22 protein-coding genes are annotated in these 23,482 nt (G+C 58.2%); all 22 read right to left on the bottom strand.

Going from position 1 to position 23,482, the window contains the following annotated elements:
* Nucleotides 1–5: 5 nt before the first annotated feature.
* Nucleotides 6–509: a hotdog family protein gene (locus STH12_RS16560; protein ID WP_126168568.1), complete on the bottom strand. Its 504-nt coding sequence runs from the start codon at nucleotides 507–509 to the stop codon at nucleotides 6–8.
* Nucleotides 502–1,734, bottom strand: a complete 1,233-nt coding sequence (locus STH12_RS16555) for a beta-ketoacyl-[acyl-carrier-protein] synthase family protein (protein ID WP_126169565.1) — start codon at nucleotides 1,732–1,734, stop codon at nucleotides 502–504. The genes STH12_RS16560 and STH12_RS16555 overlap by 8 nt, the downstream gene beginning before the upstream one ends.
* Before the next feature lie 40 nt (nucleotides 1,735–1,774).
* A complete protein-coding gene (locus STH12_RS16550) occupies nucleotides 1,775–2,422 on the bottom strand; it encodes a DUF3261 domain-containing protein (protein WP_164551233.1) in 648 nt (215 codons plus the stop codon).
* Nucleotides 2,422–3,696: an NAD(P)/FAD-dependent oxidoreductase gene (locus STH12_RS16545; protein ID WP_126168566.1), complete on the bottom strand. Its 1,275-nt coding sequence runs from the start codon at nucleotides 3,694–3,696 to the stop codon at nucleotides 2,422–2,424. The genes STH12_RS16550 and STH12_RS16545 overlap by 1 nt, the downstream gene beginning before the upstream one ends.
* The gene (locus tag STH12_RS16540) at nucleotides 3,697–6,096 is read right to left on the bottom strand and encodes an MMPL family transporter (protein WP_126168565.1); all 2,400 of its coding nucleotides are present in this window, start codon (nucleotides 6,094–6,096) and stop codon (nucleotides 3,697–3,699) included.
* Nucleotides 6,097–6,101: 5 nt separating this feature from the next.
* Nucleotides 6,102–6,821, bottom strand: coding sequence for an outer membrane lipoprotein carrier protein LolA (locus tag STH12_RS16535; protein ID WP_126168564.1), 720 nt, complete (start codon nucleotides 6,819–6,821; stop codon nucleotides 6,102–6,104).
* Between the two features lie 54 nt (nucleotides 6,822–6,875).
* Entirely contained in the window at nucleotides 6,876–7,307 is a 432-nt protein-coding gene (locus tag STH12_RS16530; RefSeq protein WP_126168563.1) for an acyl-CoA thioesterase, read from the bottom strand.
* Complete coding sequence (locus STH12_RS16525) at nucleotides 7,304–8,860, bottom strand: HAL/PAL/TAL family ammonia-lyase (protein WP_126168562.1); 1,557 nt, start codon at nucleotides 8,858–8,860, stop codon at nucleotides 7,304–7,306. The genes STH12_RS16530 and STH12_RS16525 overlap by 4 nt, the downstream gene beginning before the upstream one ends.
* Nucleotides 8,861–8,896: 36 nt before the next feature.
* The gene (locus tag STH12_RS16520; RefSeq protein WP_126168561.1) at nucleotides 8,897–10,555 is read right to left on the bottom strand and encodes a glycosyltransferase family 2 protein; all 1,659 of its coding nucleotides are present in this window, start codon (nucleotides 10,553–10,555) and stop codon (nucleotides 8,897–8,899) included.
* Nucleotides 10,555–10,917 (bottom strand): ApeI family dehydratase, encoded by a 363-nt coding sequence (locus tag STH12_RS16515; protein ID WP_126168560.1) that lies wholly within the window; start codon nucleotides 10,915–10,917, stop codon nucleotides 10,555–10,557. The genes STH12_RS16520 and STH12_RS16515 overlap by 1 nt, the downstream gene beginning before the upstream one ends.
* A complete protein-coding gene (locus STH12_RS16510; protein ID WP_126169564.1) occupies nucleotides 10,910–12,274 on the bottom strand; it encodes an AMP-binding protein in 1,365 nt (454 codons plus the stop codon). The genes STH12_RS16515 and STH12_RS16510 overlap by 8 nt, the downstream gene beginning before the upstream one ends.
* A gap of 18 nt (nucleotides 12,275–12,292) precedes the next feature.
* Nucleotides 12,293–12,841, bottom strand: coding sequence for a COG4648 family protein (locus STH12_RS16505; protein ID WP_126168559.1), 549 nt, complete (start codon nucleotides 12,839–12,841; stop codon nucleotides 12,293–12,295).
* Complete coding sequence (locus tag STH12_RS16500) at nucleotides 12,841–13,089, bottom strand: acyl carrier protein (RefSeq protein WP_126168558.1); 249 nt, start codon at nucleotides 13,087–13,089, stop codon at nucleotides 12,841–12,843. The genes STH12_RS16505 and STH12_RS16500 overlap by 1 nt, the downstream gene beginning before the upstream one ends.
* A gap of 4 nt (nucleotides 13,090–13,093) precedes the next feature.
* Nucleotides 13,094–13,354 carry a phosphopantetheine-binding protein gene (locus STH12_RS16495; RefSeq protein ID WP_011761486.1) on the bottom strand — a complete coding sequence of 87 codons (261 nt, stop codon included), beginning with the start codon at nucleotides 13,352–13,354 and terminating at the stop codon, nucleotides 13,094–13,096.
* A complete protein-coding gene (locus tag STH12_RS16490) occupies nucleotides 13,351–14,178 on the bottom strand; it encodes a lysophospholipid acyltransferase family protein (RefSeq protein ID WP_126168557.1) in 828 nt (275 codons plus the stop codon). The genes STH12_RS16495 and STH12_RS16490 overlap by 4 nt, the downstream gene beginning before the upstream one ends.
* A complete protein-coding gene (locus tag STH12_RS16485; RefSeq protein ID WP_164551232.1) occupies nucleotides 14,171–14,875 on the bottom strand; it encodes a beta-ketoacyl synthase chain length factor in 705 nt (234 codons plus the stop codon). Before STH12_RS16485 ends, STH12_RS16490 begins: the two co-directional genes overlap by 8 nt.
* Before the next feature lie 210 nt (nucleotides 14,876–15,085).
* Nucleotides 15,086–15,961, bottom strand: coding sequence for a DUF3014 domain-containing protein (locus STH12_RS16480; protein WP_126168556.1), 876 nt, complete (start codon nucleotides 15,959–15,961; stop codon nucleotides 15,086–15,088).
* Between the two features lie 102 nt (nucleotides 15,962–16,063).
* Nucleotides 16,064–18,139 (bottom strand): ATP-dependent DNA helicase RecG, encoded by a 2,076-nt coding sequence (gene recG / locus STH12_RS16475; protein ID WP_126168555.1) that lies wholly within the window; start codon nucleotides 18,137–18,139, stop codon nucleotides 16,064–16,066.
* Nucleotides 18,140–18,202: 63 nt separating this feature from the next.
* Complete coding sequence (locus STH12_RS16470; protein WP_126168554.1) at nucleotides 18,203–18,799, bottom strand: response regulator transcription factor; 597 nt, start codon at nucleotides 18,797–18,799, stop codon at nucleotides 18,203–18,205.
* Complete coding sequence (locus STH12_RS16465) at nucleotides 18,799–19,890, bottom strand: sensor histidine kinase (protein ID WP_126168553.1); 1,092 nt, start codon at nucleotides 19,888–19,890, stop codon at nucleotides 18,799–18,801. The genes STH12_RS16470 and STH12_RS16465 overlap by 1 nt, the downstream gene beginning before the upstream one ends.
* Nucleotides 19,891–19,961: 71 nt before the next feature.
* Nucleotides 19,962–20,642, bottom strand: coding sequence for a tetratricopeptide repeat protein (locus STH12_RS16460; RefSeq protein ID WP_126168552.1), 681 nt, complete (start codon nucleotides 20,640–20,642; stop codon nucleotides 19,962–19,964).
* A 171-nt stretch (nucleotides 20,643–20,813) separates the two neighbouring features.
* Nucleotides 20,814–23,387, bottom strand: a complete 2,574-nt coding sequence (locus STH12_RS16455) for a penicillin-binding protein 1A (protein WP_126168551.1) — start codon at nucleotides 23,385–23,387, stop codon at nucleotides 20,814–20,816.
* Between the last annotated feature and the right edge of the window lie 95 nt (nucleotides 23,388–23,482).

Here is a 23,482-nt window from a genome sequence, read left to right as displayed (position 1 = left end):
CTGTGCTAGATACTGGTGGATGAGCCTTGGCTCTCACGAATATAGGCGTCTGTGTCCTGAGGCTGGAACACATTGACGTTGGCCTCGGCGACTTGCGTTGCGCCGTGGAAAATGCGGCAGTCGAATACCGCAAGGCCGGTGTCTTCCTGATAAAGGCGTTTCACTTCAGTGGTGTAAGTTTCACCTTTGGCAAACACCGCAAGCGGCATGGACAGCTTGCGCGACCCCAGCAAAAAACCAACCTGAATGGGTTCGCCGCGCAGGGTGGCTTCGACCCCGGCGAGCGCCGCAATGCTCTGGGCCATATACTCTATGCCCACATAGTTGGGCACGCCGCCCAGTGCCTCATTAAAATAGGGGCTCGCGTTGCTGATATGGGTGGCGGTGAGCAGGCTATCGTGACCGTGCTCCAGCACCTCGTCAATCAGCACCATGGGGCGGCGATGGGGCAAAAAGGTTTCCACGTCTATGCTGGAAAGCGGCGCGCCATCCCAAAGCTTGTCAGTCATGCTGACCTCCACGGCTGAAAATCAAACTGGCATTGCTGCCGCCAAAGGCAAAGGAGTTGCTCATCACATGGCGAATGGGGCCTTGGACAGCCTGGTTTTTGCTGGAAGGCATAGGCACCAGTGGCAGCTGTGGGTCGTTGGTGTCGGCTATGCCGTCCCACACCTGAGGTGGCAGGCTGCGATTGCCTTCGCTTAACAGCAGCACGCAAAAGGCCGCTTCAATGGCACCGGCGGCGCCGAGGGCATGGCCGGTAAGCGGCTTGGTGGAGCTGCAGGGAGGCAAATGGCCTTCAAATACGGCACAAACCGCGCGGCTCTCCATGGCGTCATTTTTCGGCGTAGCTGTGCCGTGCAGGTTAATGTAATCGATGTCGGATGGCTTAAGTCCTGCGTCTTTGAGCGCTGCGCCCATGGCATCGATGGCGCCGCGTCCTTCTGGATGAGGCGCTGAAATATGATGGGCATCGCCGGACTCGCCGCAGCCGCTGAGCAAAACCGGGCCGTCGCCGCGAACCAGGGTAAACAGCGCCGCGCCTTCACCTATGTTGATGCCATCGCGATTGGCACTGAAGGGATTGCAGTGGCCTTTGGAGACAGACTCCAGCGCATCGAAGCCGTTAACTGTGAGGCGACAGAGACTATCGACGCCGCCCACAATCACCATGTCGCACAGCTTGGCATTGAGTAATCGCTTGGCGCTGGCAAACACCTTGGCGCTGGATGAGCAGGCGGTAGAGAGTGTGTAGCAGGGGCCATCGAGTTCAAAGTACTGGCGCAGAAAGTCGCTGGTGCTGCCAAGCTCCTGCTGAAAGTAATGATAATCGGCGGGGAACTCACCGTGCTCGGCGTGGTAGGCCAGGGCCTCTTCGCCCTTGGCAATGCCGGAGGTGGAGGTGCCGAGCACCACGCCGATGCGATCTTTGCCGAAACTGGCGATAGCCCGGGCAACTGTGGGCGCGATCTGCTCGGCGGCGCTTAGCAGTAACTGATTGTTGCGACAATCAAACTTGGCCATGTTCGTCGGAATGGCCGGCAGCGGGGTGCTGACTTCACCCACCAGGGTGGCGCCCGACGCCAGCAGCTCGCCGCTTTGCACCATGGCGGAGCTGTCACCGGCGAGCAGCCTAGGCAGGATCTCAGTGGCAGCCGCACCCAGCGGCGTACAAAAACCTGTGTCGGTAATGGCTATCTTGGTCAATCTCGTGCTTCCTAAATCCTGCCCCATTCCCTCTGGTTCATCGAACCTCTTATGCAAGGGGCTTGCGTTACGCCAGCGGCGTGATTTTCAGCGTCAGTTTGGCCGCCGGAATATTCAGGGTGATCCGGGCGCGCCAGGGGTCTGGATGACTGTAACTGATGTGCACCAGCTCGCCTTCATCGGCGGACGTCAGGCTGCGACAACGGCGCTGCTCGCAGGCTTGCTCCTGCACCTGACCACCGGCCAGTGCCGCATTGATTTGACCCTCGGGCCAATAAATCAGTTGCAGCAGCGCCACCAAATATTCGGCGCGAAAATTCTCGCCAAGCAGCACGCTTTGCTCACTGGCAAGGCTGTTGCCATCGAAGCGAACGTCAAACAGCGGCTGACCCAGCGGCGCCAGGCCCACCACAGACAGCTGCTGCTGGTTGAGCTCAAGCTCGCTCAAGAGTTCATGACGCTTGCCGTCAATATCAATGCTGACTTTCTGGGTTTGGCTCCGGCTCTCTGGGGTGGGCGTGTTTGGTGCCTTCGCTGCCCGCTGCGGCTTTGGGGCATCGGTTGTCTCCCGCAGCGCTTTCGCAGGTACCGGCAGTGGTGCCAGGCAATAATTCACGTCCCTGGATAAGCCAACACAGGTTTGGCGCAGCAGCAGCTGGGTGCAGCCGCTGGTGACCAAGAGCACGAAAAATGTCAGCAAAAGTCGTTGTATCATCACGCCATCCCTTGAGCGTCGGCCTTGGCCTCGCGGCACAATTCTACCACCATATTCAGGCGCCTTTGCGATTCTTTCACGAAGGGGTTTTCCGTATCCCATGCGTATCCGGCGAGGATGGAGCAGATCATTTGCTTGATGGTGGGATTGGGATTTTCAAAGAAGATCACTTCCTGGAAGGTGCCTTCGTACCAGGCCTGCACATAGGTGCGGAAACAGTTCACGCCCGTCATCAGTGGCTTGGCATATTCGCTGTCCCAGTCGACCTGTTCGCCATTCAGTTGCTTGAGCAAGGTGCGGGCAGCGAGAGAGGCGGACTGCATGGCAATGGTCACCCCGGAGGAGAACACAGGGTCGAGGAACTCACCTGCGTTGCCCAAAAGGGCGAACTTGTCGCTGGCAAGCTGGCTCACATTGGCCGAATAGCCTTTAAGTTCGGCGCACTGCTGAACCACCACCGCATCTTTAAGCAGCGCTTTAAGGCCCGGCTCTTCGCGCACCACCTGAATCAGTTTGTCTTCCAGGCTGCCATCAAGACGTGCCAGCAGATGGGGCTCGGCTACGACACCCAGGGAGCAGCGGCCATTGCTGAACGGGATCAGCCAATACCAGATGTCTTTGTGTTCTGGGTGGACGCTTATCAGAATCTTATTACGGTCGAAGCTGGCATCGCTGATATTGTCTTCGACGTGGGTAAAAATCGCCATCCGTGACGGCAGATTGGAGGGGCGCTCCAGATCCAAAAGCCGTGGCAGCACCCGGCCAAAACCACTGGCATCCAACATAAATTCGGCTTCGACCTGATAGCTGTCGCCTGCTTCAGAGCTGACAAAGAGGCTTGGCTTGCCACTGATGTTGATACGCTCAACCGTGTGGCCGTAGCGGATTTCCACGCCCTGAGCCTCCGCTGTATCGGCCAGCAGCTTGTCGAAGTTGCCGCGCTGCACCTGGAAGGTGGTGCCATGGCCAGCGGTGAACTTGTCGGTAAAGTCGAAGGTGGTGTAGGCACCATTGCGACGGAATGCCGCGCCATTCTTGAATTGGAAACCGGCGGCATTGACCGCCTCCAGCATGCCGGCCTCTTCGATAAAGTTCATGCAGCAGGGCAGCAGGCTCTCGCCGATGGAAAAGCGCGGGAAGTGTTGCCGCTCCAGCACCAGCACCCGTTTACCGGCCTTGTGCAGCAGGCTGGCGGCAATAGCGCCGGAGGGGCCCGCGCCGATAATCACAACATCCACAGCCATATCGAGGGGCTTGCTATTTCCAGAGTGCATCTAGTTCAGTTTCCTTTTAAACGTGTGAATGAGGGGCGAGAGCAGCAGGGTAAAGCCAATCCCGAGGGCCAGCGTGAGGCCAAAATAGTGTATTGCCGGGGTGTTACTGAGTGCCAGCAGACCAAAGGCGAGGGTGGTGGAGCTGGCTGACAACAGCACCGCCAGCATGACTCTGTGGCCATCCTCCCGGTTTTCATCTTTGGCGAAAAACAGGCTGTAATCGACGCCTATGCCAAATACCAGCAGCAGCGCCAGCGCATGGAACAGCGTCAGTGGCGAGCCCAGCAGCCCCAGCAGCGACAGGCTGAGCAGCGCCGCCAGCGCTGGTACCGCCACCATGGCAGCGGCAAGTTTCCAGGGGTGGCGCAGGGCAAATACCCCAAAGGCGATTAAGAGTGCCAGCGCCAGCAGCCACAGGGTGGTTTGGCGATACTCTCCCATCAGTTTGGAGATATCGCCCACCTTATCCACCAGGGTTACCCCCGGCAGAGTCGCTACCGCTTGGTTAAGTGTCGGTAAGTTCTGAATGCCGCCAAGCAGCACCATGGCGCCCCATTCCTGGGTCGCTGATTCGGGAGCGTTGGCATCTGTCGCAGTGGGCTCAAGCAGCAGCGGCTTGAGGCTCGCCCCCAGCGCAGTGGCAAAAAAAGCATCCGCTTCGATGGGCGTTTGGGCACCGGCCTGGTATTTGGCCCGAAGCTCTGCTTCGAGTTCAGGCTCAAGCCCCAAACGCGCAACTATGTCGCCAAGCCTTGGGCCATAAATTTGCTGCTGCAGGCGATAGTCCTCCAGCTGCCGCGCCCTGGATGGCAGGTAATCGGCAAGGTTCACATGGCTTTGCAGCAGCTGGTCTTTTTCGGCCTGAGCGAGCACTGGCGCGAGGGCTTCGAGTCTTTCGAGCAGCGCCTGCATCGACTCGGCCCGTACCAGTAAAAACTGATTATCCACTCCGCCCGAGAGCAGGGTTCGAACTTTGGCTTCTTCGGCCATCAGCGCGTCCGAGCCCTGCTGCAGGCTGCGGATATCATCGCGGGTTTGCAGCTTGCCAAGCCCTGCGGCGCTCACAATAAGGATGAACAGGCCTGCCACGGCCAGCGCTTTGGGGCCTGTGGCTTCGAACGGTGAAAGAAAACGAGAGGCGAGCTTGATGGCCGAACCTGAACCCTGAATACGGCTACCCGCCAGTGCCGGATAGGCGAGATACAGGGTGAGGTAAGCGCCAATCAAACCGCCGCCGCAAAAGGCCGCTACCTGCTGCATGCCCGGAAAGGGGGTGAAGCCCAGTGCCATATAGGCGAGCACGCTGGTGGTCAGTGCCAGCGTCAGTGCTGGCAGAATGCGGCTCAGCGTTTGGCCTGCACGCTCATCGCGGCCGATGCGCTCGGCATAAAAATGGAAGCTGTAGTCGATGGCAATGCCAATCAACGAGGTGCCAAACACCAACGTGAGCAGGTGTAATTTGCCGAAAATCAGGATGGTGAACAGACTGGCGCTCAGCATGGCGCTGGCAAGGGTAAGGCTTGCCATCAGCAGCGGCATCAGTGAGCGGAAGCTCAGCAGCACCAGCAGCACAACACCGGCCAGCGACAGTGAGCCAATCAGAGATACCTCGGCCTTGGCGCTTTGGGTGGCCTCAAGGGCATGAAACAGGGCGCCGGCCTTAAGCAGGCTCAGTTGCTTGCCCTGGTTTACCTTAGTGAAGGCGGCATTGATGGCGCTGATTTGGGCTTCCTGCGCCTTGGGGCTGAATACGCTGTCTTTGCCCTTGGTCATGATGATGGCGGCAGTTTGGCCGCCTGAGTTTCCAAGCAAGATGCCGTCTTCTTCAGCGAGGCGATGGCCCTTGCCAAAGCCTTGCATCAGCGCCGGAAACAGCAACAAGGGGTCTTCGCTGATAAGCTCGCTGCCGGCAAAACCGAAGGCGCTGTAGAGGGCAACTTCAGCCTGCTTGATGAGCACATCGAGCTTGCCGTTTTCCAGCAGGGTGCGTTGTGACTCGGTCAGTAGATTAAAACGAGCCGGAAAGTAGAGCCGGTAAATTTCTTTGGGGTCGAGTTCGCTGCCGCTGCGTACCGATGCGAACTCGGGGGAGCCTGCAAGTTCGGCCATCATGGCCTTGGCGGCTTCGATGGTTTCAGCTTTGTCTTCGCCTGTCAGCACCAGATAGCTTTCGTTGGCTAGGCGGGTCTCGAGACTGTCCAGTGCGCGGCTGGTCAGGGCATCCTGCTGCAAATGGGGCAGCATGGCGAGAATGTCGGTTTCGACCACATCCCTCTCTTTGAGGGCTTTAACGCCGAAAACGACGGCTGCGGTGAGCAGTAATAGCCAAAGAACGAGCCTCAGCCCTGCGCGGCCTGCATTCTGTGGCTTATCTGTGATTTTGCTTCCCCCAAGCGCCATCTAACTTATTGCCCCGACTCAATTTGCGGTCTAAAAGCCTGTAGCTCTTGCTCCGACAGCGGCCCGCTTTGCTGCTTGCTGAAGTGAATATCGCTGATATCGCCATTGGGGCTGATAAGTTTCAGCCGGTCTGTGCTGGCCTTGTTTGTGCTGGCCTTGTTTGTACGAGTCTCGGCACCGTCAGGGCTTGCCTCGTTGGCAAAACTGCCTTCAAGCTCAATGGCGGCAAACAGCGCCTTGATGTCACTGTCTTTTGGGGTGAGGCTTAGTTGCCAGCGATTGTCTGTCACGTTTAAGGTGAGCGAAAAATGCTGCTCCAATGTGGCCATATCGCCGCCCATCATCGCTTTGACCAGCATGGGCATCAGGGTGGCCGGGCCCGCCTTGGCATCCACCTCGGTCTGTTGCCACAGACCTTCACTGTCGCGGCTCAGCATGCGGGTTTCGCTTAAAATCAGTAAATTTTCAAAGGGCTGGCTTTGTGCCCACATCAGCCCCTGCTCGGGTGAAAACACGAAACTGCCCCGGCTGAGCAGCGGCCGCTTTAACGCCTTGAGGGTGCGGGTCTGCTCAAACTCGCCGCGCACCGCGCCCTGTGGCTTGAGGGCCGTGCTGAGTGCCCCGAGATTGACGTCGGTGTTCTGGGCAGTGTCTTCTGCCTGCACTGGCTGCCAGACCAGCACGGATGCCAGTATTCCAACGCAAAACTTAACAATCAGCCCCATAGATACCTCTTTATGCGCTCAGCGTTAAACATTATGGCGAGCTTCAGCCGAAGCTCAGGCGCCTGCTTCGCCCAGCAGTGGGCGAATTTTGGCCTGAAACACCTCGGGCGTAACGAAACAGAGTTCGTTATTGCTCATGTCCACTGCGGCCTGAATGGTGTAGCCCTTGGTAAGCCGCTCGCCACTTTCGGCATCACGTACCTGATAGTTAATCCGTAAGCGGTTTTCCCATTCCACCAGATCGGCGCTGACGCGAATTTTCTGCCCGAAGGTGCTGCTGCGAACATACTTTATCTGCACATCCACTATCGGCCAGGCAAAGCCGGATTCCTGCATCTGGCGGTAGTTGTAGTCGAGTTTGTCCAGAAGTTCACAGCGGACAATTTCGAAGTAACGCAAGTAGTTACCGTGCCAGGTGATCTGCATCGGATCCACATCGTGGAAGGGAATGATGATTTCCGTCTCGGCGTGAAGCAGAGATTTCATCGGCACACCTCCCACTCGGCGGCCTGAATGCGTGCCAGCGTCTGGCGCAGAGTGGCTTCGAGTGGTCTGTCTTCGGTCACCAGCGGGCAAGCCTCGCTGACCTGCGCCAGGGTCTTGGCCACGGAAGCGGTAAGTGACGACTCACACAGCTCACCCTGGCGGATGCGCAGGCGCATGCCCTGGGCCATGGCGAGCAATGCAGCTGCGGCCACCTGTTCGGTCAGCTCCAGCACCCGCAAACAGTCGCGGGCAGCAATGGTACCCATGCTGACTTTGTCCTGATTGTGGCACTCGGTGGAGCGGGAGAACACGCTGGCGGGCATGGTCAGCTTGAGCGCTTCGGCGGTCCAGGCCGACACGCCAATCTGCACCGCCTTGAAGCCGTGGTTGATGGGGCGGCGGGCACCTTCGGCGCCTGAGAGATTCGCTGGCAAGCCATTGTTAAACTTGGGGTCCATCACCAGCGCCATCTGGCGGTCAATCAGATCGCTAATGTTCGCCACCAGATTCTTGAGGCTGTCCATGGCAAAGGCGATATGGCCGCCGTAGAAGTGGCCGCCGTGGAGAATGTGCTCGCCTTCGCCGTCGACAATCGGGTTGTCGTTGGCGCTGTTGAGTTCGTTCTCAATAAACTGGCGCAGCATTGGCTGGGCGTCGGCCAACACGCCGATGATGTGGGGCGCGCAGCGGATGGAGTATCTGTCCTGCAGCCGGTCGGAGTTGCGTGGATGCTCGTGGTGATTGAGGTCGTCACGGATCCAGGTGGCTACCTGGCTTTGGCCCGGATGGGGCTTGGCGGCAAACAGAATATCGTCGAAATGGTTGGAGTTGCCCTTGAGGGTCAAGGATGCCATGGCGGTAATGCGTGACGACAGCCGGGTCAGGTAGTCGGCTCTATCAAAGGCAAGGCACGCCAGCGCCGTCATCACCGCGGTGCCGTTCATCAGCGCCAGGCCCTCTTTCGGGCGCAGCTTCAATGGGGTGATATTAAGCTTCTGGAACACCTCACTGCTGGGCACACGTTCGCCGCGATAAATCACGTCGCGCTCGCCAATCAGCACTCCGGCGAGGTAAGAAAGTGGTGTTAAGTCGCCGCTGGCGCCCACCGAGCCTTCTTCAGGGATAACCGGGCAGATGTCTTCATTAATCAGGGTTTCGATGCGCTCCAATAGCTCAAAACTGACGCCGGACTTGCCGATGGCAAGTGAATTCAGGCGGCAGGCCATCACGGCGCGGGACTGCATTGGCGTAAGCTCGCGGCCCATGCCGCAGCCATGGAAGCGCGACAGGTGCAGCGGCAGTTCGTGCACCAGATCCAGCCCTACAGTCACAGTACAGGAGTCGCCGTAACCCGTGGTTACGCCGTACACCACACCTTCTTCGGCCAGCAGGCTGTCGATAAAGCGGGCGCCGCGCTGGATGTATTCCACGTATTCCTGGTCGCGTCTCAGTTCAACCCTGGCGCCTTTGGCGATGGCAACGACCTGCTCTATGGTCAGGGCGCCGTAGCCAAACTTAACAGTCTCTTTCATTTCAGTTGATTGGTTAGTCATTTCACCGTTCCTGTGGCGTCTGCCCGGGCCAAAGCCTCATTGGCCGCGGCGCCAAAAATCGAAAAAGTTGAACCACTGCAGTGGCTCTTTGCGGGCGTAGTGCTCAAGCCTTTCGGCGTAGCGCACCACCGCGTTTTGAATACGTTCACTTCTGCCGGCTCTGGGGCCCTTGAGGGTGTCGGCAAAGGGCTCCACATGCACCCGGTAACGGCCCTGCTCCCGCAGGCAAAACATCAGAAATACCGGGCAGTCCAGCAGGCTTGCCAGAATAAAGGGCCCTTGTGGGAAAGGCGCGGTTTCGCCAAGGAAGGGCACTTCGACAACGCGGCCTGCATTGCCACTGGCGGTGCGATCCCCGGCTATCACCACCAGTTCGCCGGCGGCGATTTTGTCCGCCAGCATGATAGAAGTTGATGGGTCCAGCTCATTGATATGAATGAGGTTTAGGTCGCTGTCCGGGTTTAACTGCTTCAGCACCTTGTTAAAGTTTTCGGCGTTGGCGGTCATCACCATCACGTTCACTTTGACTTTGCGCTGGTGGATGGAGATGGCGCGGCAAAGCTCGAGGTTGCCAAGGTGTGATACCAGGAGCACGCCGCCCTGGCCACGCTCCAGCATGTCTGCCAGCAGCGCCCGCTCGGGGAAATCGACTTCGCTCAGCTTAATCCGGTCGCACCAGGCATCGATACGGTCAAGGGCGGCATTGCCAAAGGCGAGAAAGTGCCTGAGGCTGTGGTGCCAACTGACCTTTGGCTGCAGCGCTGGATGATTTGGCTCCAGCGCCTGTACCCGCTCCAGAAACTCAAGCGACGCCTTGCGGGCAGCGCCGCCGGTCATAAAGAAGTACGCAATCACAGGATACATAATGGCGCGGCACAGCCAGTGGCCGCCGAAGCGGTAACTCTCGGCCAGCAGCTTAATGCCCCAATAGCTGCCCCGCTCGCTGATGGACGACCAATGGGCTTGCTTTCTGCCGCGGCCAAGCAGGCTTGGCAGGCGTTTGAGCATGCCGAAGAAAAGTTTGGTGTGCAGGGCGCTGATGCGCACGTTGTCGGCAAAGCCCTGAAAATGGCTGACGCCGTCCTCGGGGTAAATCACCGCCGTGGGCACATGCACCACATCGACACCGCGCCAGTAGAGCTTCACCAGCACTTCGATATCAAAATCCATGCGCTCGCCAAGCTGCTCGCTTAAAAACAGCGCTTCGGTAGCGGCCAGTGGATAGACCCGAAAGCCGCACATGCTGTCCTGAATATCGAAGCTCAGGGTCTCGACCCACACCCAAAAATGGGTGATGTAGCGGCCATAGAGGCGGCCCTTGGGCACAGAGTCGTCATACTGGGGCCGTCCCGAGATCACCGCCTCGGGGTGCTCGCTGGCGGCGCTTAACAGTTTTGGAATGTCATCGAGGGTGTGCTGGCCATCGGCATCCACCTGCAGCGCGTGAGTAAAGCCTGCTTTGTAGGCGGCGCGCAGACCGGTCATTACCGCCGCGCCCTTGCCCCGGTTAAAGGGGTGGTGGAGCAGGGTGACCCAGGGGTATTTGGCATCGAGGGCCATCAGCAGATGGCAGGTGGCCTCGTTGCTGCCATCGTTGACCAGAAACACCGGCAGCCCCAAAGGCTCCAGCGTTTCCAGGGTGCGCTCGATGGCATGGGTGTGGTTGTAATTGGGGATGACGATAGCGACGCGCATCAAGAGTCCCCGTGGGCGGCAATCACTATCCGGCCTGAGCCGAAGCGGCGCTCGCCATCGCTGTAGGCGAAGGTGAGTTTGCCCTTGGCGGCGTTGTTGCTTATCAGCAAATCTACTTCGGTGCCGGGCAGCATCAGCTGCTGAAACTTAAGCACTTCAAGGCTTGCCACGCTGGCATCATAACCAAAATGTTCGCACCCAAAACGCACCGCCCAATCGAGTTGAGTCACCCCCGGCAGTACGCTTTGCCCCGGGAAGTGGCCGTCGAAAAACGGCAGGTCAGCATCGATGGCGAGCCTGAGTTTCAGTTCAGTGTCTGTCTCTTCGCGCGCCAAAACCTGTGGCAGCAATGACTTAATCATGGATGAACAGCTCAATCAAAGTTTGGTGAACGCGCTTGCCCTGTTGATTCAGTGGCAGCTCGTCGGGGTAACGCCAGCGCCTTGGCAGGGTGACCCGCTCAAATTCGGTTAACAGATGCGCCTTCAACTGGTTGTTGAGGGCAAGTTTGCCCTCTTCGGCCAGCAGTGCCTTGCCTTTATCCGACAGCTCCACCACGGCGCCAAGCTGGGTGCGTGGCTCGGTCAGCAGCACCAGCGCGGCGCGGCTCACCAGCGGATGGCTCTCAAGCAGGGCTTCCATCTGCACCAGCGACAGGCGCTTTTCTTCAATTTTGACAATCCGGTCCAGCCGGCCCTGCAGTACAAAACGGCCATTGTCATCGATGGCGATTTTATCTTCACAGCGAAGGGTCTCGGCGGGATTGTCGAGATAAGGCGAGCGCAGCAGCAGGGCGCCATCGTCGGCGCTGGCTATCTCGATACCGGGAAAGGCCTGCCATGCCTCGGCCGCAGAGGCTTGTCTGCGCCAGCCAATGCCGCCGGTCTCGGTGCTGCCGTAGACCTCGATGGGCAGGCTGCCATAAACCTTCTGGATGCCGCGGGCAGCGTCTTCACTCAAGGGGCCGCCCGATGAAAACACCAGGCTGGGGGAGTGCAGCTGACGCTCGTTATCCAGTGCATCCGGCAGGCGGCTTAACTGCGCCGGGCTGCTGATAAGGCACAGGTTTGGCAGTAGCGCCGTGTAGTAACTCAGGGTCTCGGGATATTCCACCAAATCGCTTAAAAACGGCCGTCCAGCGGCCAGTGGCCAAAGAATTTTAAACAGCAGGCCATAGATGTGCTGGTGGGAGACGGTGGCCAGCACGCTGCAATGGGGCAGGGCTGCGGCAAAGGTGGCCTCGAGGGTGCTGACTTCGGCGTCGAGCTGCTCGAGAGTCTTTTTTACCGCCTTGGGTTCGCCGCTGGAACCTGAGGTGTAAAGGGTCAGGCTGCCGCAGGGCTTGGCGTCAGGCCAGGCGGCCGGTGTTTGGGCGGTTTCTTTTTTCAGGGCAACCCAGTCGTGGCCTTCACACAGGGGCACATCCGAGAGCACGGCATCGAAATTCTGGGTGAGCTGACTTAAGGTGCCGCTTTGGGTGTTGGATGGCAGTACCAGCTCTTTGCCTGCCAGCAAACCGGCGCAAAGACCGATGGCGAACAAGTCAGAGCTTTCACTTGAGAGCAGCCAGCGCTGTTCACTCTTGTGGCTGAGGGTTTGCCACAGATGATGCACCTGGGTGGTAAACAGCGCCCCGGTAAGAATATCGTGGTGATTGAAGCTTATCAGCTGCTGAGCCGCCGGGCCGCGTGTCAGGGCGTTGTAGAGCAGAGACGTCATCGCGATGCTATCCACATGTCAGGCACCTTTTTTCAGAATGAAGGTGCGGTACAACCACTCCCCGCCAGCCAGTATGCCCATCAGAATGTAGGCAATCAGGCCGTTGTACAGGGTCCAGATTTCCAGGCTGGTAAAGTGGGCGGTATAAAAGGCCATGCCGCCGTTTACCACAAAGAGCAGGCACCAAAGCGCCGTGACTCTGCGAAGATAAGGTATGGCTTCATCGGGCAGGTCCGGCTCGCCGAGGCGCGCCAGCCGCTCTACCATGCTGGGGCCGCGCAGCAGTGACTGGCCGAACACCCCGAGCATGGTCAGGTTAATGACTATCGGGTAGTAAAGCAGCCAATCCTGGCGTTTGGCCAGCAAGCTGCCGGCGGTAAGCAGTACCCCGGCCAGCAGCGGCAGTGCCATGGCTTTGAGTTGCTGGCGCTTTAACACCAACCGCAGCAATAGCAGCAGACACAGCATACCTGCCAGCACGCCGGGAGGCAGGTAATTCAGCCCCAGCCAAACCGCCAGCGGGTAGACGAGCAGCAAAGCCGCCGTCAATACCTCAATAACCCGCATCAGCCCTGAACCAGCGCCTCGATGGCGTTAACCACATCTTCTACGGTGCGCACCGATTTGAACTCTTCGGGCTTAATCTTTTTGCCGGTGAGCTGCTGCAGCTTGATCACCAGATCCACCGCATCGATGCTGTCCAGATCCAGGTCCTGATACAGGTTGGCTTCCAGGCTGATGGCATCGGCGTCGATTTCAAAATCGTCCACCAGAATGGTGGTCAGCTTTTCAAGAATTTGCTCGCGATTGTCCATAGCCTTACTCCTGACCACGCTGAGATTCGATAAAGCTGGCAAGGGTTGCCACGCTGTAGAAGTGAGCCTTGGTCGCGTCGGAGTTGGCTTCAATCTTCACATCGAATTGCTTTTTAATGGCCAGACCCAGCTCGAGCGCATCGATGGAGTCCAGTCCCAGGCCGTCGCCGAACAGAGGCGCATCGGTTTCTATGTCAGCAATGGTCACGTCTTCCAGGTCGAGGCAGTCGATGATCAGCTGTTTGATTTGGTCGTGTAATGTCATAATTCTATTTCAAGTCTTTGTTTATAATAGTTTTCCATATCCCTGGTCAGTATTCGCGCCATCCTGGCATCTCCTCCTTCCTCGGCCTTATAGTCCATGGCGGAGATGGGCGTTCCTACCTCTACCGTCATGCCAATAGTGCGCCGGGGAATTTCCCACCAGGGGTCCTGTTTGGTCAGGCCAGGGGGCTTGGTGTGCAGCAACACAGGAAGTATGTCACTGCCGGTACGCAGGGCGATATTGGCCGCGCCGCGCGCAAAAGGGTTTATCTGCTCGCCAAGCACGGTACGGGTGCCTTCGGGGAAGATAATCAGATTGGTGCCGCGGCCGAGTACGTCGCGGCAGTCATCCAGCAGCAGCTCGGCGCCGCGGTTGGGAATATAACCCGCCGCCGACACCACGCCACGCATAAAAGGGTTGCGCCAAAGCCCCTGCTTTACGATGCAACCCGCGTTGGGCATCAGGCTTATCAGCACCACCACATCAATCAGGGTGGGGTGGTTGGCAATCACCAGCATGGCTTCGGCATTGGCGAGCCGCTCCACCTCTTTGGTTTCCAGTTTTATCACACCCGCCGCCGACAACATGTGCACAAAACCGCGAAACATCAGGTGCACGGCTTTTTGTACCCGCTTGATGCGAACCTCGGGTTTGCCGGGCCAGTATTTCAGCAGCGGTAAGATGGTCAGCGAGCTTAACAGGCCGCCGAGGCCAAAACAGATGTAGCACAGCATGCCACCCAGCCAGCGCGGCACATAGGCAAGCCCGGTCAGTCGGTGCTGACAGGGCGAGCGGCGCGCAAGCTTCTGGGTGTGCTCAGTCATGACTCAGGCTCCAGTCGAAACCGGAAAGGTGGCCCTGACAGTTTTCGCCTTTGGCAAGGCTTGCCAGCAGTTGGCCGTAGCTCATGGGTTCGAGCTCGGCTCCTTTGGACAAGGTTAGTTGCGGCTTGCCGCAAGACACTGGCGCCAGCACCATGCCCAGCGCCAGTGGCAGTTCAAATTCTTCGGTGTAGTCGTTATAGACGGGCGGCACAGGATCATCACCAAATACCAGCAGCAGCGGGCTTGGGTCTTCACACAGCTGGGCATAGGCTTCCACCATCGCCTGCGACAGGCTCTCGGTGCCGGCGGCGACTGAAGTCGAGGCGGCGCGGTTTTCGCTGAGAATGCCAAACAGGCCGCTGGCGGTATTGTGCACCGACTGGCTGAAACCCATGGGAGATAACGGCTCACGGATGATGACGCTGTGGAGCAGGTCTATGGTGCGATTGAGCTCGCCGTGGCGTGAGGCAAATACGCTGCGGCATTGGGAGGCGGGTTCGCACTGGAAGGCCACATCGAGCATCATGCGGCTTAAACGGCTGAAGCGACGACGCTGCATCGCCGGCACCTGAGGCAGCGCCGGCGTCACAGTACTGTTTGGTTCAGAGAGTGTTTTTTGCCAATCGGCCCAGCTTTCCCTGTCTTGATAAGCCGGGGACCATCCGCCCCACGCCATCACGCTGAAAGTTAATTGCACTGCATTGCCTCTGACGCTGTAGCCAGGCGTCGTAAGTTATCCATCACTTTAGCCGCATCGGGCAGGTATTGTTGTGGCTTGTTCTCAGGCGGCGGTTTGCCTTTCCGTCCGTCATTTTTTGGACTGATTATTCTATATCAAAACACCTTGATAACAGAAGCCCCCGGAGACCGCATGGCATCCGGGGGCACACTGTTAAAATCGGTGGCGTTATTGCAACAATGGCCGCAGTTTTTTCAGCGCGGCTTTCACTTTGCGGCTGTTTGTCGGGCCCATGCGGATCATCAGTTTCTGTGCCGGCGGCAGCGCTTCGAGCTTGGGATCGGCAAACTTGTAGTTAACGCTGAAGGTTACCAGCTCGATGGGCGCTTCGATGATGGGCGCCGCCAACATCTGATCGATGGCCTTGATACTGCGCTCCTTGAAGCTCATATCGTCATAGCCCAGCTCATCGAACGCCTGCTCCAGCATAGGGCTCATTTGGGCGTAGGTTTCCAGCAGCTTTTGTTCATCCATGTTGGCGATGTAGTTGGCGTACAGGTCGTAGCGCTTGTAGCTGTCGGGATTCAGATAGGTCTTGGCGGTGATTTCGCTGACGCTGAATTTGGCGTCTGGCCCCTTAACAGGGCTTTGTTTGCGGGCCAGTTGGCCTTCGGCCAGGTTATCCATAAAGACCACAAACTGGCGTACCAAATCCTGCTGTGCCAGCAGTGGCTCTATAGGCAGGCCCTTGCCAAGGTCGACAGCTTTTTTTGTGGCAAAGGCGTCGCTGTCTGCAAGCTCAGGAATGGGCTCGACCACGATTTCAGGCTCAGGCTGGGCTGGCGCTGTGGTGGCAGGTTCGGGCAGGACTTCCGGCTCGGGGACTATCTCCTGAGGCTCGGCTGGCTGGGCGGGCAAAGTGACGGGCTCGGGCGTCTCCACGGGCACTTCCACCACCGGAGCCGGTTCGGGCGCGCGGGTGAAATACATCCACAAGCCAGCGGCAATGGCAATCAGGGCCAGGATCAGCAGGGCCGACAGACGGTTGCTGCGCTGGGAGGTTTCTTCCTGCGGGGTGATTCTGTCTTCGGGATTGACTTGCATCTTGGCTCCTTGTGCTGCTGCCCGTAAAACACCCATTGTCCCAGTTCGCCGGTCGATGTCCATAGCCGAAGGCTGAACAAAAACAATATTTAATGCAGACGACTAAGCCTGTACGTATTGTTCGCGGCCGCCAAGCCAGCGCTCGATTATGGCATCCACATTGTCGGGGGCCTGGCTCATCAGATGACGTGCCAGTTTCTGGATGTGGGGAATAAGTGCCTGATCCCGCACCAAATCGGCCACTTTCATTTGCGCAAGCCCCGTCTGACGGGTACCCAGCACTTCGCCGGGACCACGAAGCTCCAGATCTTTTTGGGCAATCACAAAGCCGTCGTTACTTTCCCGCAGCACCCCGAGACGCGCCTGGGCGGTAAAGCTGAGCGGCGCCTTGTACAGCAGCACGCAGTGGCTGGCCACCGCGCCGCGGCCAACCCGGCCCCGCAGCTGATGCAGCTGGGCAAGCCCCAGCCGCTCGGGGTTTTCGATGATCATCAAACTGGCGTTGGGCACATCCACGCCCACTTCGATAACCGTGGTGGCAACCAGTAAATCGAGTTTGCCTGCTTTGAAGTCGGCCATGATGGCCTGCTTTTCGGCGCCCTTCATACGGCCATGCACCAGCCCAATGCCAAGCTCGGGCAGGGCCTCTTTCAGGCCCTCGGCGGTGTCTTCGGCGGCCTGACATTCGAGTACTTCCGACTCTTCAATCAGGGTGCATACCCAGTAGGCCTGACGCTTATCCTGCAAGGCGGCCTGACGCACCCGTTCAATCACATCCATGCGGCGGGTGTCGGGAATGGCAACCGTGGTGATGGGGGTTCGCCCCGGCGGCAGCTCATCAATAATCGAGGTGTCGAGATCCGCATAGGCGGTCATCGCCAATGTGCGGGGGATGGGGGTGGCGGTCATGATCAGCTGATGGGGGAAAAAGCCCTGCTGAATACCTTTTTCGCGCAGCCCAAGGCGCTGGTGTACGCCAAAACGGTGCTGCTCGTCGATGATGGTCAGGGCGAGTCGGGAAAAACTCACCTGCTCCTGAAAAATGGCGTGAGTGCCCACTATCATCTGCGCCGCCCCTGAGGCGATATCTTCCAGCGTTTGAGCGCGAGCCTTGCCTTTAAGCTTACCGGCCAGCCAACCAACTTTAAGCCCCAGCGGCTCAAACCAGCGGGCAAAGTTGGCGGCGTGTTGCTCGGCCAGGAGTTCTGTGGGTGCCATCAGGGCGACCTGACAGCCATTTTCGATGGCCGCCAGCGCCGACAGCGCTGCGACCAGGGTTTTGCCCGAGCCCACGTCACCCTGCACCAGCCGCATCATGGGAGTGGCTTTGGCCATGTCGGCATGGATCTCAGCAACTACCCGTGACTGGGCATTGGTTGGCGCAAATGGCAGGCTCTCAAGAAAGCGGGGGATAAGCTGACCCGTAGCGGCGAGTGGCTCGGCGGCGTCCTGATTGCTGCGCTCGCGGATCTTCAGCATGCTTAAGTTGTGGGCCAGCAGTTCTTCCTGCACCAGTCGCTGCTGCGCCGGGTGCTGGCCTTGCTCCAACTGCCACAGTTCGGCATCCGCCGGAGGCCTATGCAGGGTGCGCACGGCATCGGCCAGGCTCAAACGGTTGGGCTGCAACGACTCGGGCAGCAGCTCCGGCAGACCGCCTTCTTCCAATTGCTCCAGCGCCTGTTCGGTGAGCCTTATCCAACTGGCTTGCTTCAGGCCTTCGGTGGTTGGGTAGATGGGGGTCAGGGTGTCGGCCAGGCTCGGCGACTCGCCAGGTGCGGTAAGCTTGTATTCCGGATGGATAATTTCCAGCTGATGCTTACCGGTGCGGATTTCCCCAAAGGCACGGATCATCATTCCCGGCTGCAAGCCGTTCTTTTGCGCCATGGAAAAGTTGAAAAAACGTAAGGTCAGGCCACCGCTGGCATCGCGCACATTACAGGTGAGCATGCGCTTGCGACCATTGACGATTTGGCTGGAAATGACTTCGGCTTCGATGGTGGCCGTGGTGCCTGGGATCAGCTCATTGATGGCATAGATGCGGGTTCTGTCTTCGTAACGCAGCGGCAGATGAAACAGTAAATCCTGGACGGTATTAACCCCCAGTTTACTGAGTTTTTCTGCCACCCGGGCGGCCACGCCCTTGAGTTCGGTTACGGGAACAAGATCCAGTCTTTGCAATGCCTTGGCACCGGATTACTGTGAATTTATACATATACTAACAGAGAATCTTTTCGGAGCAACTTAGAGCCAACCCTTCTGAGCAGCGATGCGGGCCGCATCGACCCGATTGGCCGCGCCGAGCTTGTTGATGGCTTCTGACAGGTAGTTGCGTGCCGTGCCTTCGGCAATAAAAAGGCTGGCAGCGATTTCGGCGGTGCTTTTGCCTTCCTGGGCCAGCCTTAACGCCCGCCGCTCCTTGTCGGTGAGCGGGTCCTTGTCCCCGAGTGCCATCATGGCCAGCTCAGGGTCTATCACCTTGCGACCTGCCATCACCTTATCGATGGCATCGAGCAGCTCTTCGATGGGGGCATCTTTGAGCAAAAAGCCGCTGACCCCCGCCTCCAGCGCCCGGCGGATATACCCGGCGCGGCCAAAGGTGGTGATGATGATGACCTTGAGTCCGGGTCGATTCGCCTGTACCCACTCCGCCAGTTCGATACCCGTGTGGCCGGGCATTTCGATGTCGGTCAGCAGCAGTGCCGGGCTGGTTTCTTTCAGCAGTTTCAGAGCCTGTTGGCCATCGCAGGCCTCGGTAACCTCGGCGTCGCCTTCGAGTTTAAGCAGTGCTGCCAGGGCGCTTCGCACCATGGTTTGGTCTTCGGCGAGCAGGATGTTCATCAGTTGTCTCCCTGATTGCTCAGTAACGCTTTGGCGGGCAGGAAAATAGTGGCACAGAAGCCATGCTGGTTGTCGAGTTGCAGCTTGCCCTCTACGGCGGCGAGCCGCTCGCGAATCCCTTTAATGCCATTGCCTTCGGTGATCTTGCTGGCCTTGCCATCGTCTTTGACTTGCAGTGTCAGGCCTTGGTCGCTGAGGCTGCTGCTAAGCCAGCAGTGCTGCGCCTGGCTGTGGCGCAAAATGTTGCTGATAAGTTCGGTCAGCATCAGGCCCAGCTCGCGCTCCAGCGGCACCGGCAGCGCTGGCAGCTCGCCCTCAATACTGACCCCAAGGCCCTTTTCCCTGAGCCGCTGGCCCAGCTCATTAAGAATATCGGCAATGTCTTTGCGCTTGTATTGACCAACGGCGGCACGGATTTGCGCCAGGCTGTCGCGGGCAATCTGATTGAGGTCGTCCAGCTCTTTGCGGCAGGCATCCTGATCGCCCTTGCCAAGCAGCCGCGATGCCAGGTCGGCTTTCAGTGCAATGGACGCCAGATGGTGGCCCATGATGTCGTGCAGATCCCGGGCAATGCGCTCGCGCTCCAGTGCGCTGGCAAGGCGGCGAATTTCGGTATCGCTTTGAGCCATGGCACGTTTGGCTGCTTGCCGCTTGGCTTCGGCGACCCCAAACAGGCTGATACCAACAGTGAGTGCGCTGCCAAACAGGGCAAAGTTATAGCCGGGAAATTTAAGCAGCAGGTTGAGGCCAAGCATCAGGCTGCACAGGCAGGCAAGCCAGATAAAGTAGCCCGGGCCGCGGTAAAAGAAACCGATAAAGAAGCCCGCGAAGGTAAACAGCGAAATGGAGCCGCTGTTGAAAGGGGTAGCGACTATGCCGCAAAGGGCCATCAGGGCGATGGGTTTCCAGGCGTTGACTGCGCTGGCGCGGTAGGCGCCGAAATAGCCATAAAGGAAGGGGATAAGCAGTGCCAGGCTGACACCCACATCCAAACCGGATGCCTTGGACAGCACCAGTGGCAGAAAGTAAAACACCAGATTGGCCAGATAGTACTTGGCCAGTCGGGTTTCGAGTGCGTTGGGATCTTTCATGTCCGCTCCTTGGGCAAGGCCGTCATGATGACGGCTTTACCTGAGCTTGTAAATTGGTGGCAAGCGCCAGCTTATTGCGGCGCGTTGCCGACGCTTTCGAGCAGGTAGTTGGCCCAGCCATAGTTGGCGTCAACCGTCAGTGCCTGCTGCCAGTCGGCCGTTGCTGCGGTGAGGTCGCCTTGCTGCTGATGCACCAGGCCTCGCCAGGTATAGGCTTCTGCTTCGCCCCAGCAGATATCGCTGCAAGGGGCTTTAAACCCATCAATGGCAAAGGCGATGGCCTCAAGCGCCTTTTGCTCGCCGCCGCCAAAAGCGACCGGAGTGTAGAAGGCATTGATGCCCGCAATCAGCGCGACTCTGGGATTATTGGGTGCCAATGTGGCGGCCTGCTGCATCAGCGTCGCAATTTTGGCGCCGAGGCTGGCTCCCAATTTTGGACTGGCGCCGATTTGTACCCCGTAAACAGCTGCGAGTAAGGCTTTGGCTTCGGCATCTGCGGCAAATTTGCTCGATTCCAGTATCGAGGCTGCCTCAGCGGCTGCTGAGATTTGCAGCGCTTTTTGCCCCATCACCCCGGCAGCCACTGCCTGACGGTAGGCGCCATAGGCTTTGGTGTAACCCTGACTCTGCTGGGTGAGTTCGCCAAGGGCCTTGAGGTCCATTTGATTCATGGCCATATCGATATCGTCGATGCTGGCCGCGTTGATGATGGGTGACAGGGTCAGCCCCAGTGCGATGATAAGTGTTTTCATAACCCGTTCCTTGTTGATTGATAACCTGCCGTTCAGGTGAGGCCAGTATCGGTTTTCAAGGCTGGCTTGTTCAGGCACAAAGGTCACCAATGGCCGATGACAAATGTCATCAATGCAAGGCTCGCAGCAACAAAAAAGGGCCCGCAGGCCCTTTTTTACAACACGTAATGCTTACTGGAACAGATCGTCTGCCGTGGTTTCCGGCGCCGTGGTGTTGTCTTCGGCGATAGCGGAGTTGGCGTAATCTGTTGGCACTGTGCCGGCGGCGAAGTACTCGAAGCCACTGGTGTAGTCGGTGCGACGACTCAGCTTGCCCGAACTGTAATCGATACGGGCCGAGACTATGCCGGCAGGCGGCTGAGAAGGCTTCTCCGGGATGTCACCAATTGCCATCAGCATAAACTGGTTCCAGGCGGGACCCGCGGTTTTGGCGCCGGCCTCGGCACCGGAGATCTGGTCTTTGGCGCCGTTGGCATTCCAGGCGGTGCGGCCAAGTTCGCGGCCGTGGTCGTCAAAGCCAACCCAGACGGTGGTAACCAAGTCAGGGTTGAAACCACTGAACCAGGTATCACGCGACTCGTTGGTTGTACCTGTTTTACCAGCGATATCATGGCGTTTGAGCAGGCGAGCCGCGCGCCATGCGGTACCGTTCCAGCCGGTGCCCTTGCTGAAATCACCGCCGCCCCAAATCACACTCTTGAGCGCTTCGGTAATCAGGAAGGCGTTTTGCTCCGACAGCACTCGGGGCGCGTAACGCACGCCTTCGCCGCCGCACAGATTCACGTCGGTGGCTTTCGCCAGCATTTCTGGCGCCTCGCCGGTAATGGCGGCCGTGGCCAGGGCTTCAACTACCGAGTCTGGCTGTTGGCTGAGCACCTGATCTTCCGGCGTTTCTTCCGGCATTGGTGCATCGCAGGCCAATGTTGGCTTGGTCTTCTCCACTACCTGACCAAGGGCGGTTTCGACCCGGTCGATAAAGAAGGGCTCAACCAGATAGCCGCCGTTGGCGAACACCGAGAAAGCATTGACCACCTGCAGCGGAGTAACCGAAGGCGAACCCAGAGCCAGCGACTCGTTGCGGGGCAGGTCGTTGGGGTCGAAGCCAAAGCGGGTCAGCAGCTCGACAGTATTGTCGATACCGGCATAACGCAGCGCCCGTACGGCCATGACGTTAATTGACTGGGCCAGACCCACGCGCATCCGGGTTGGGCCTGTGTATACGTCGGGTGAGTTCTTGGGTCGCCAGGCGGTACCCTGACTCATGTCGGGCTTGTTGATAGGGGCGTTGTTTATCAGCGTGGCCAGGGTAAAGCCTTTCTCCAGCGTAGCGGCGTAGATAAAGGGCTTGATGTTGGAACCAAGCTGGCGTTTGGCCTGGGTCACCCGGTTGAACTGGCTCTGACTGAAGCTGTAACCGCCCACCAGTGCGCGGATGGCGCCGTTATGTGGGTCGAGGGATACGATGGCGCTGGAGACTTCCGGCACCTGTGACAGCTGCCAGTGTTCGCCATTGTTACGGATCCAGATACGCTCGCCGGCAGTCAGCACCTCGGTGGCAGCCTTGGGGGCACTGCCCTGACGGGTGTCAGTAATAAACTTGCGCGCCCATTGGATGCCCTGCCATGGCAGTGTCACGGTTTCGCCGTTGCCGCGCAGCACAGTCGCTTGCTGCTCCTGGACGTTTATCACGGCCGCAGGCTCAAGATCCTGTACGTTGGCGATTTTCTTCAGTCGCTCACTGATGCTGGCGGTGTCTGGCACCTCACTGCTCCACAGCACTTCGGCGCCACCGCGGTAGCCATGGCGTTCATCGTAGGCGTAGATATTGTCGCGCAGTGCCTTTTGGGCTTTGAGTTGCAGGTCGGAACTGACGGTGGTGTAAACGTTATAGCCGCCGGTATAGGCTTCCTCTTCGCCATACTTTTGGATCATATAGTCCCGCGCCATTTCAGACACATAAGGCACGTACAGGTCGATTTCGGCACCATGATAAGAGGCGGTATTGGGCTGCTCGATGGCGCTGGCGTATTCGCTGTCGTTAATGAAACCGACTTCCCGCATCCGCATCAACACTACATTACGACGCGCGAGCGCGCGGTCGGGCGAGGTGATGGGGTTAAGGGTGGAAGGCGCTTTGGGCAGGCCGGCAATAACCGCCATTTCTGCCAATGAGAGGTCGTGCAAATCCTTGCCGTAATACACCTGCGCCGCCGCGCCAACACCGTAAGCACGCTGGCCGAGGTAGATGCGATTTACGTACAGTTCAAGAATTTCATCTTTTGTGAGCAGATCCTCAATGTGAAAAGAAATAAAGATTTCCTTTACCTTGCGGATAATAGTTTTATCCCGCGTCAAAAAAAAGTTGCGGGCGACCTGTTGGGTAATGGTACTGGCACCCTGTTTTTTCTCGCCGGAGGCCATCCAAACCACGAAGGCTCGTACGATACCGACAGGGTCAATGCCCTGATGTTCGTAAAAGCGCGCGTCTTCTGTGGCCAGAAAGGCCTGCAGCAGCGGCTTGGGAACATCTTCAAGTTTGACGGGAATACGGCGCTTTTCGCCATATTGTGAAATAAGTTTGCCGTCCTGGCTGTATATCTTCAGCGGTGTCTGCAGCTGGACCGTTTTAAGGGTCGCGACATCGGGCAGGTCGGGCAAAACATAAAAATATGCCGCAACAATAGCGCCTACGCCCAGCAAGGCTAGACTAAAGAGGGCAATGAGAATACGTTTTAGCCACTTCACCAGAATATTCCAAAATAGTTCGAGGAAGCCACAGTATATAAGGGCAAAAGGCTAGGGTGAAGTAAAAAGCAGCGTCAAAAAATTGCCAATTGTAA

The organism is Shewanella khirikhana (genome assembly GCF_003957745.1).
GTDB lineage: Bacteria > Pseudomonadota > Gammaproteobacteria > Enterobacterales > Shewanellaceae > Shewanella > Shewanella khirikhana.
The sequence above is the reverse complement of the archived record's forward strand: the minus strand, read 5'-3'. Positions and strand labels throughout refer to the sequence as shown.

Coding starts and splice junctions, on each gene's coding strand:
- STH12_RS16555 (WP_126169565.1), bottom strand. CDS start 1,734: ATGGGGCAGGATTTAGGAAGCACGAGATTGACCAAGATAGCCATTACC.
- STH12_RS16560 (WP_126168568.1), bottom strand. CDS start 509: ATGACTGACAAGCTTTGGGATGGCGCGCCGCTTTCCAGCATAGACGTG.
- STH12_RS16495 (WP_011761486.1), bottom strand. CDS start 13,354: ATGACATTACACGACCAAATCAAACAGCTGATCATCGACTGCCTCGAC.
- STH12_RS16480 (WP_126168556.1), bottom strand. CDS start 15,961: ATGCAAGTCAATCCCGAAGACAGAATCACCCCGCAGGAAGAAACCTCC.
- STH12_RS16510 (WP_126169564.1), bottom strand. CDS start 12,274: ATGACGTCTCTGCTCTACAACGCCCTGACACGCGGCCCGGCGGCTCAG.
- STH12_RS16470 (WP_126168554.1), bottom strand. CDS start 18,799: ATGAACATCCTGCTCGCCGAAGACCAAACCATGGTGCGAAGCGCCCTG.
- STH12_RS16550 (WP_164551233.1), bottom strand. CDS start 2,422: ATGATACAACGACTTTTGCTGACATTTTTCGTGCTCTTGGTCACCAGC.
- STH12_RS16530 (WP_126168563.1), bottom strand. CDS start 7,307: ATGAAATCTCTGCTTCACGCCGAGACGGAAATCATCATTCCCTTCCAC.
- STH12_RS16460 (WP_126168552.1), bottom strand. CDS start 20,642: ATGAAAACACTTATCATCGCACTGGGGCTGACCCTGTCACCCATCATC.
- STH12_RS16525 (WP_126168562.1), bottom strand. CDS start 8,860: ATGACTAACCAATCAACTGAAATGAAAGAGACTGTTAAGTTTGGCTAC.
- STH12_RS16505 (WP_126168559.1), bottom strand. CDS start 12,841: ATGCGGGTTATTGAGGTATTGACGGCGGCTTTGCTGCTCGTCTACCCG.
- STH12_RS16520 (WP_126168561.1), bottom strand. CDS start 10,555: ATGCGCGTCGCTATCGTCATCCCCAATTACAACCACACCCATGCCATC.
- STH12_RS16535 (WP_126168564.1), bottom strand. CDS start 6,821: ATGGGGCTGATTGTTAAGTTTTGCGTTGGAATACTGGCATCCGTGCTG.
- STH12_RS16540 (WP_126168565.1), bottom strand. CDS start 6,096: ATGGCGCTTGGGGGAAGCAAAATCACAGATAAGCCACAGAATGCAGGC.
- STH12_RS16465 (WP_126168553.1), bottom strand. CDS start 19,890: ATGAAAGATCCCAACGCACTCGAAACCCGACTGGCCAAGTACTATCTG.
- STH12_RS16490 (WP_126168557.1), bottom strand. CDS start 14,178: ATGACTGAGCACACCCAGAAGCTTGCGCGCCGCTCGCCCTGTCAGCAC.
- STH12_RS16545 (WP_126168566.1), bottom strand. CDS start 3,696: ATGCACTCTGGAAATAGCAAGCCCCTCGATATGGCTGTGGATGTTGTG.
- STH12_RS16515 (WP_126168560.1), bottom strand. CDS start 10,917: ATGATTAAGTCATTGCTGCCACAGGTTTTGGCGCGCGAAGAGACAGAC.
- STH12_RS16500 (WP_126168558.1), bottom strand. CDS start 13,089: ATGGACAATCGCGAGCAAATTCTTGAAAAGCTGACCACCATTCTGGTG.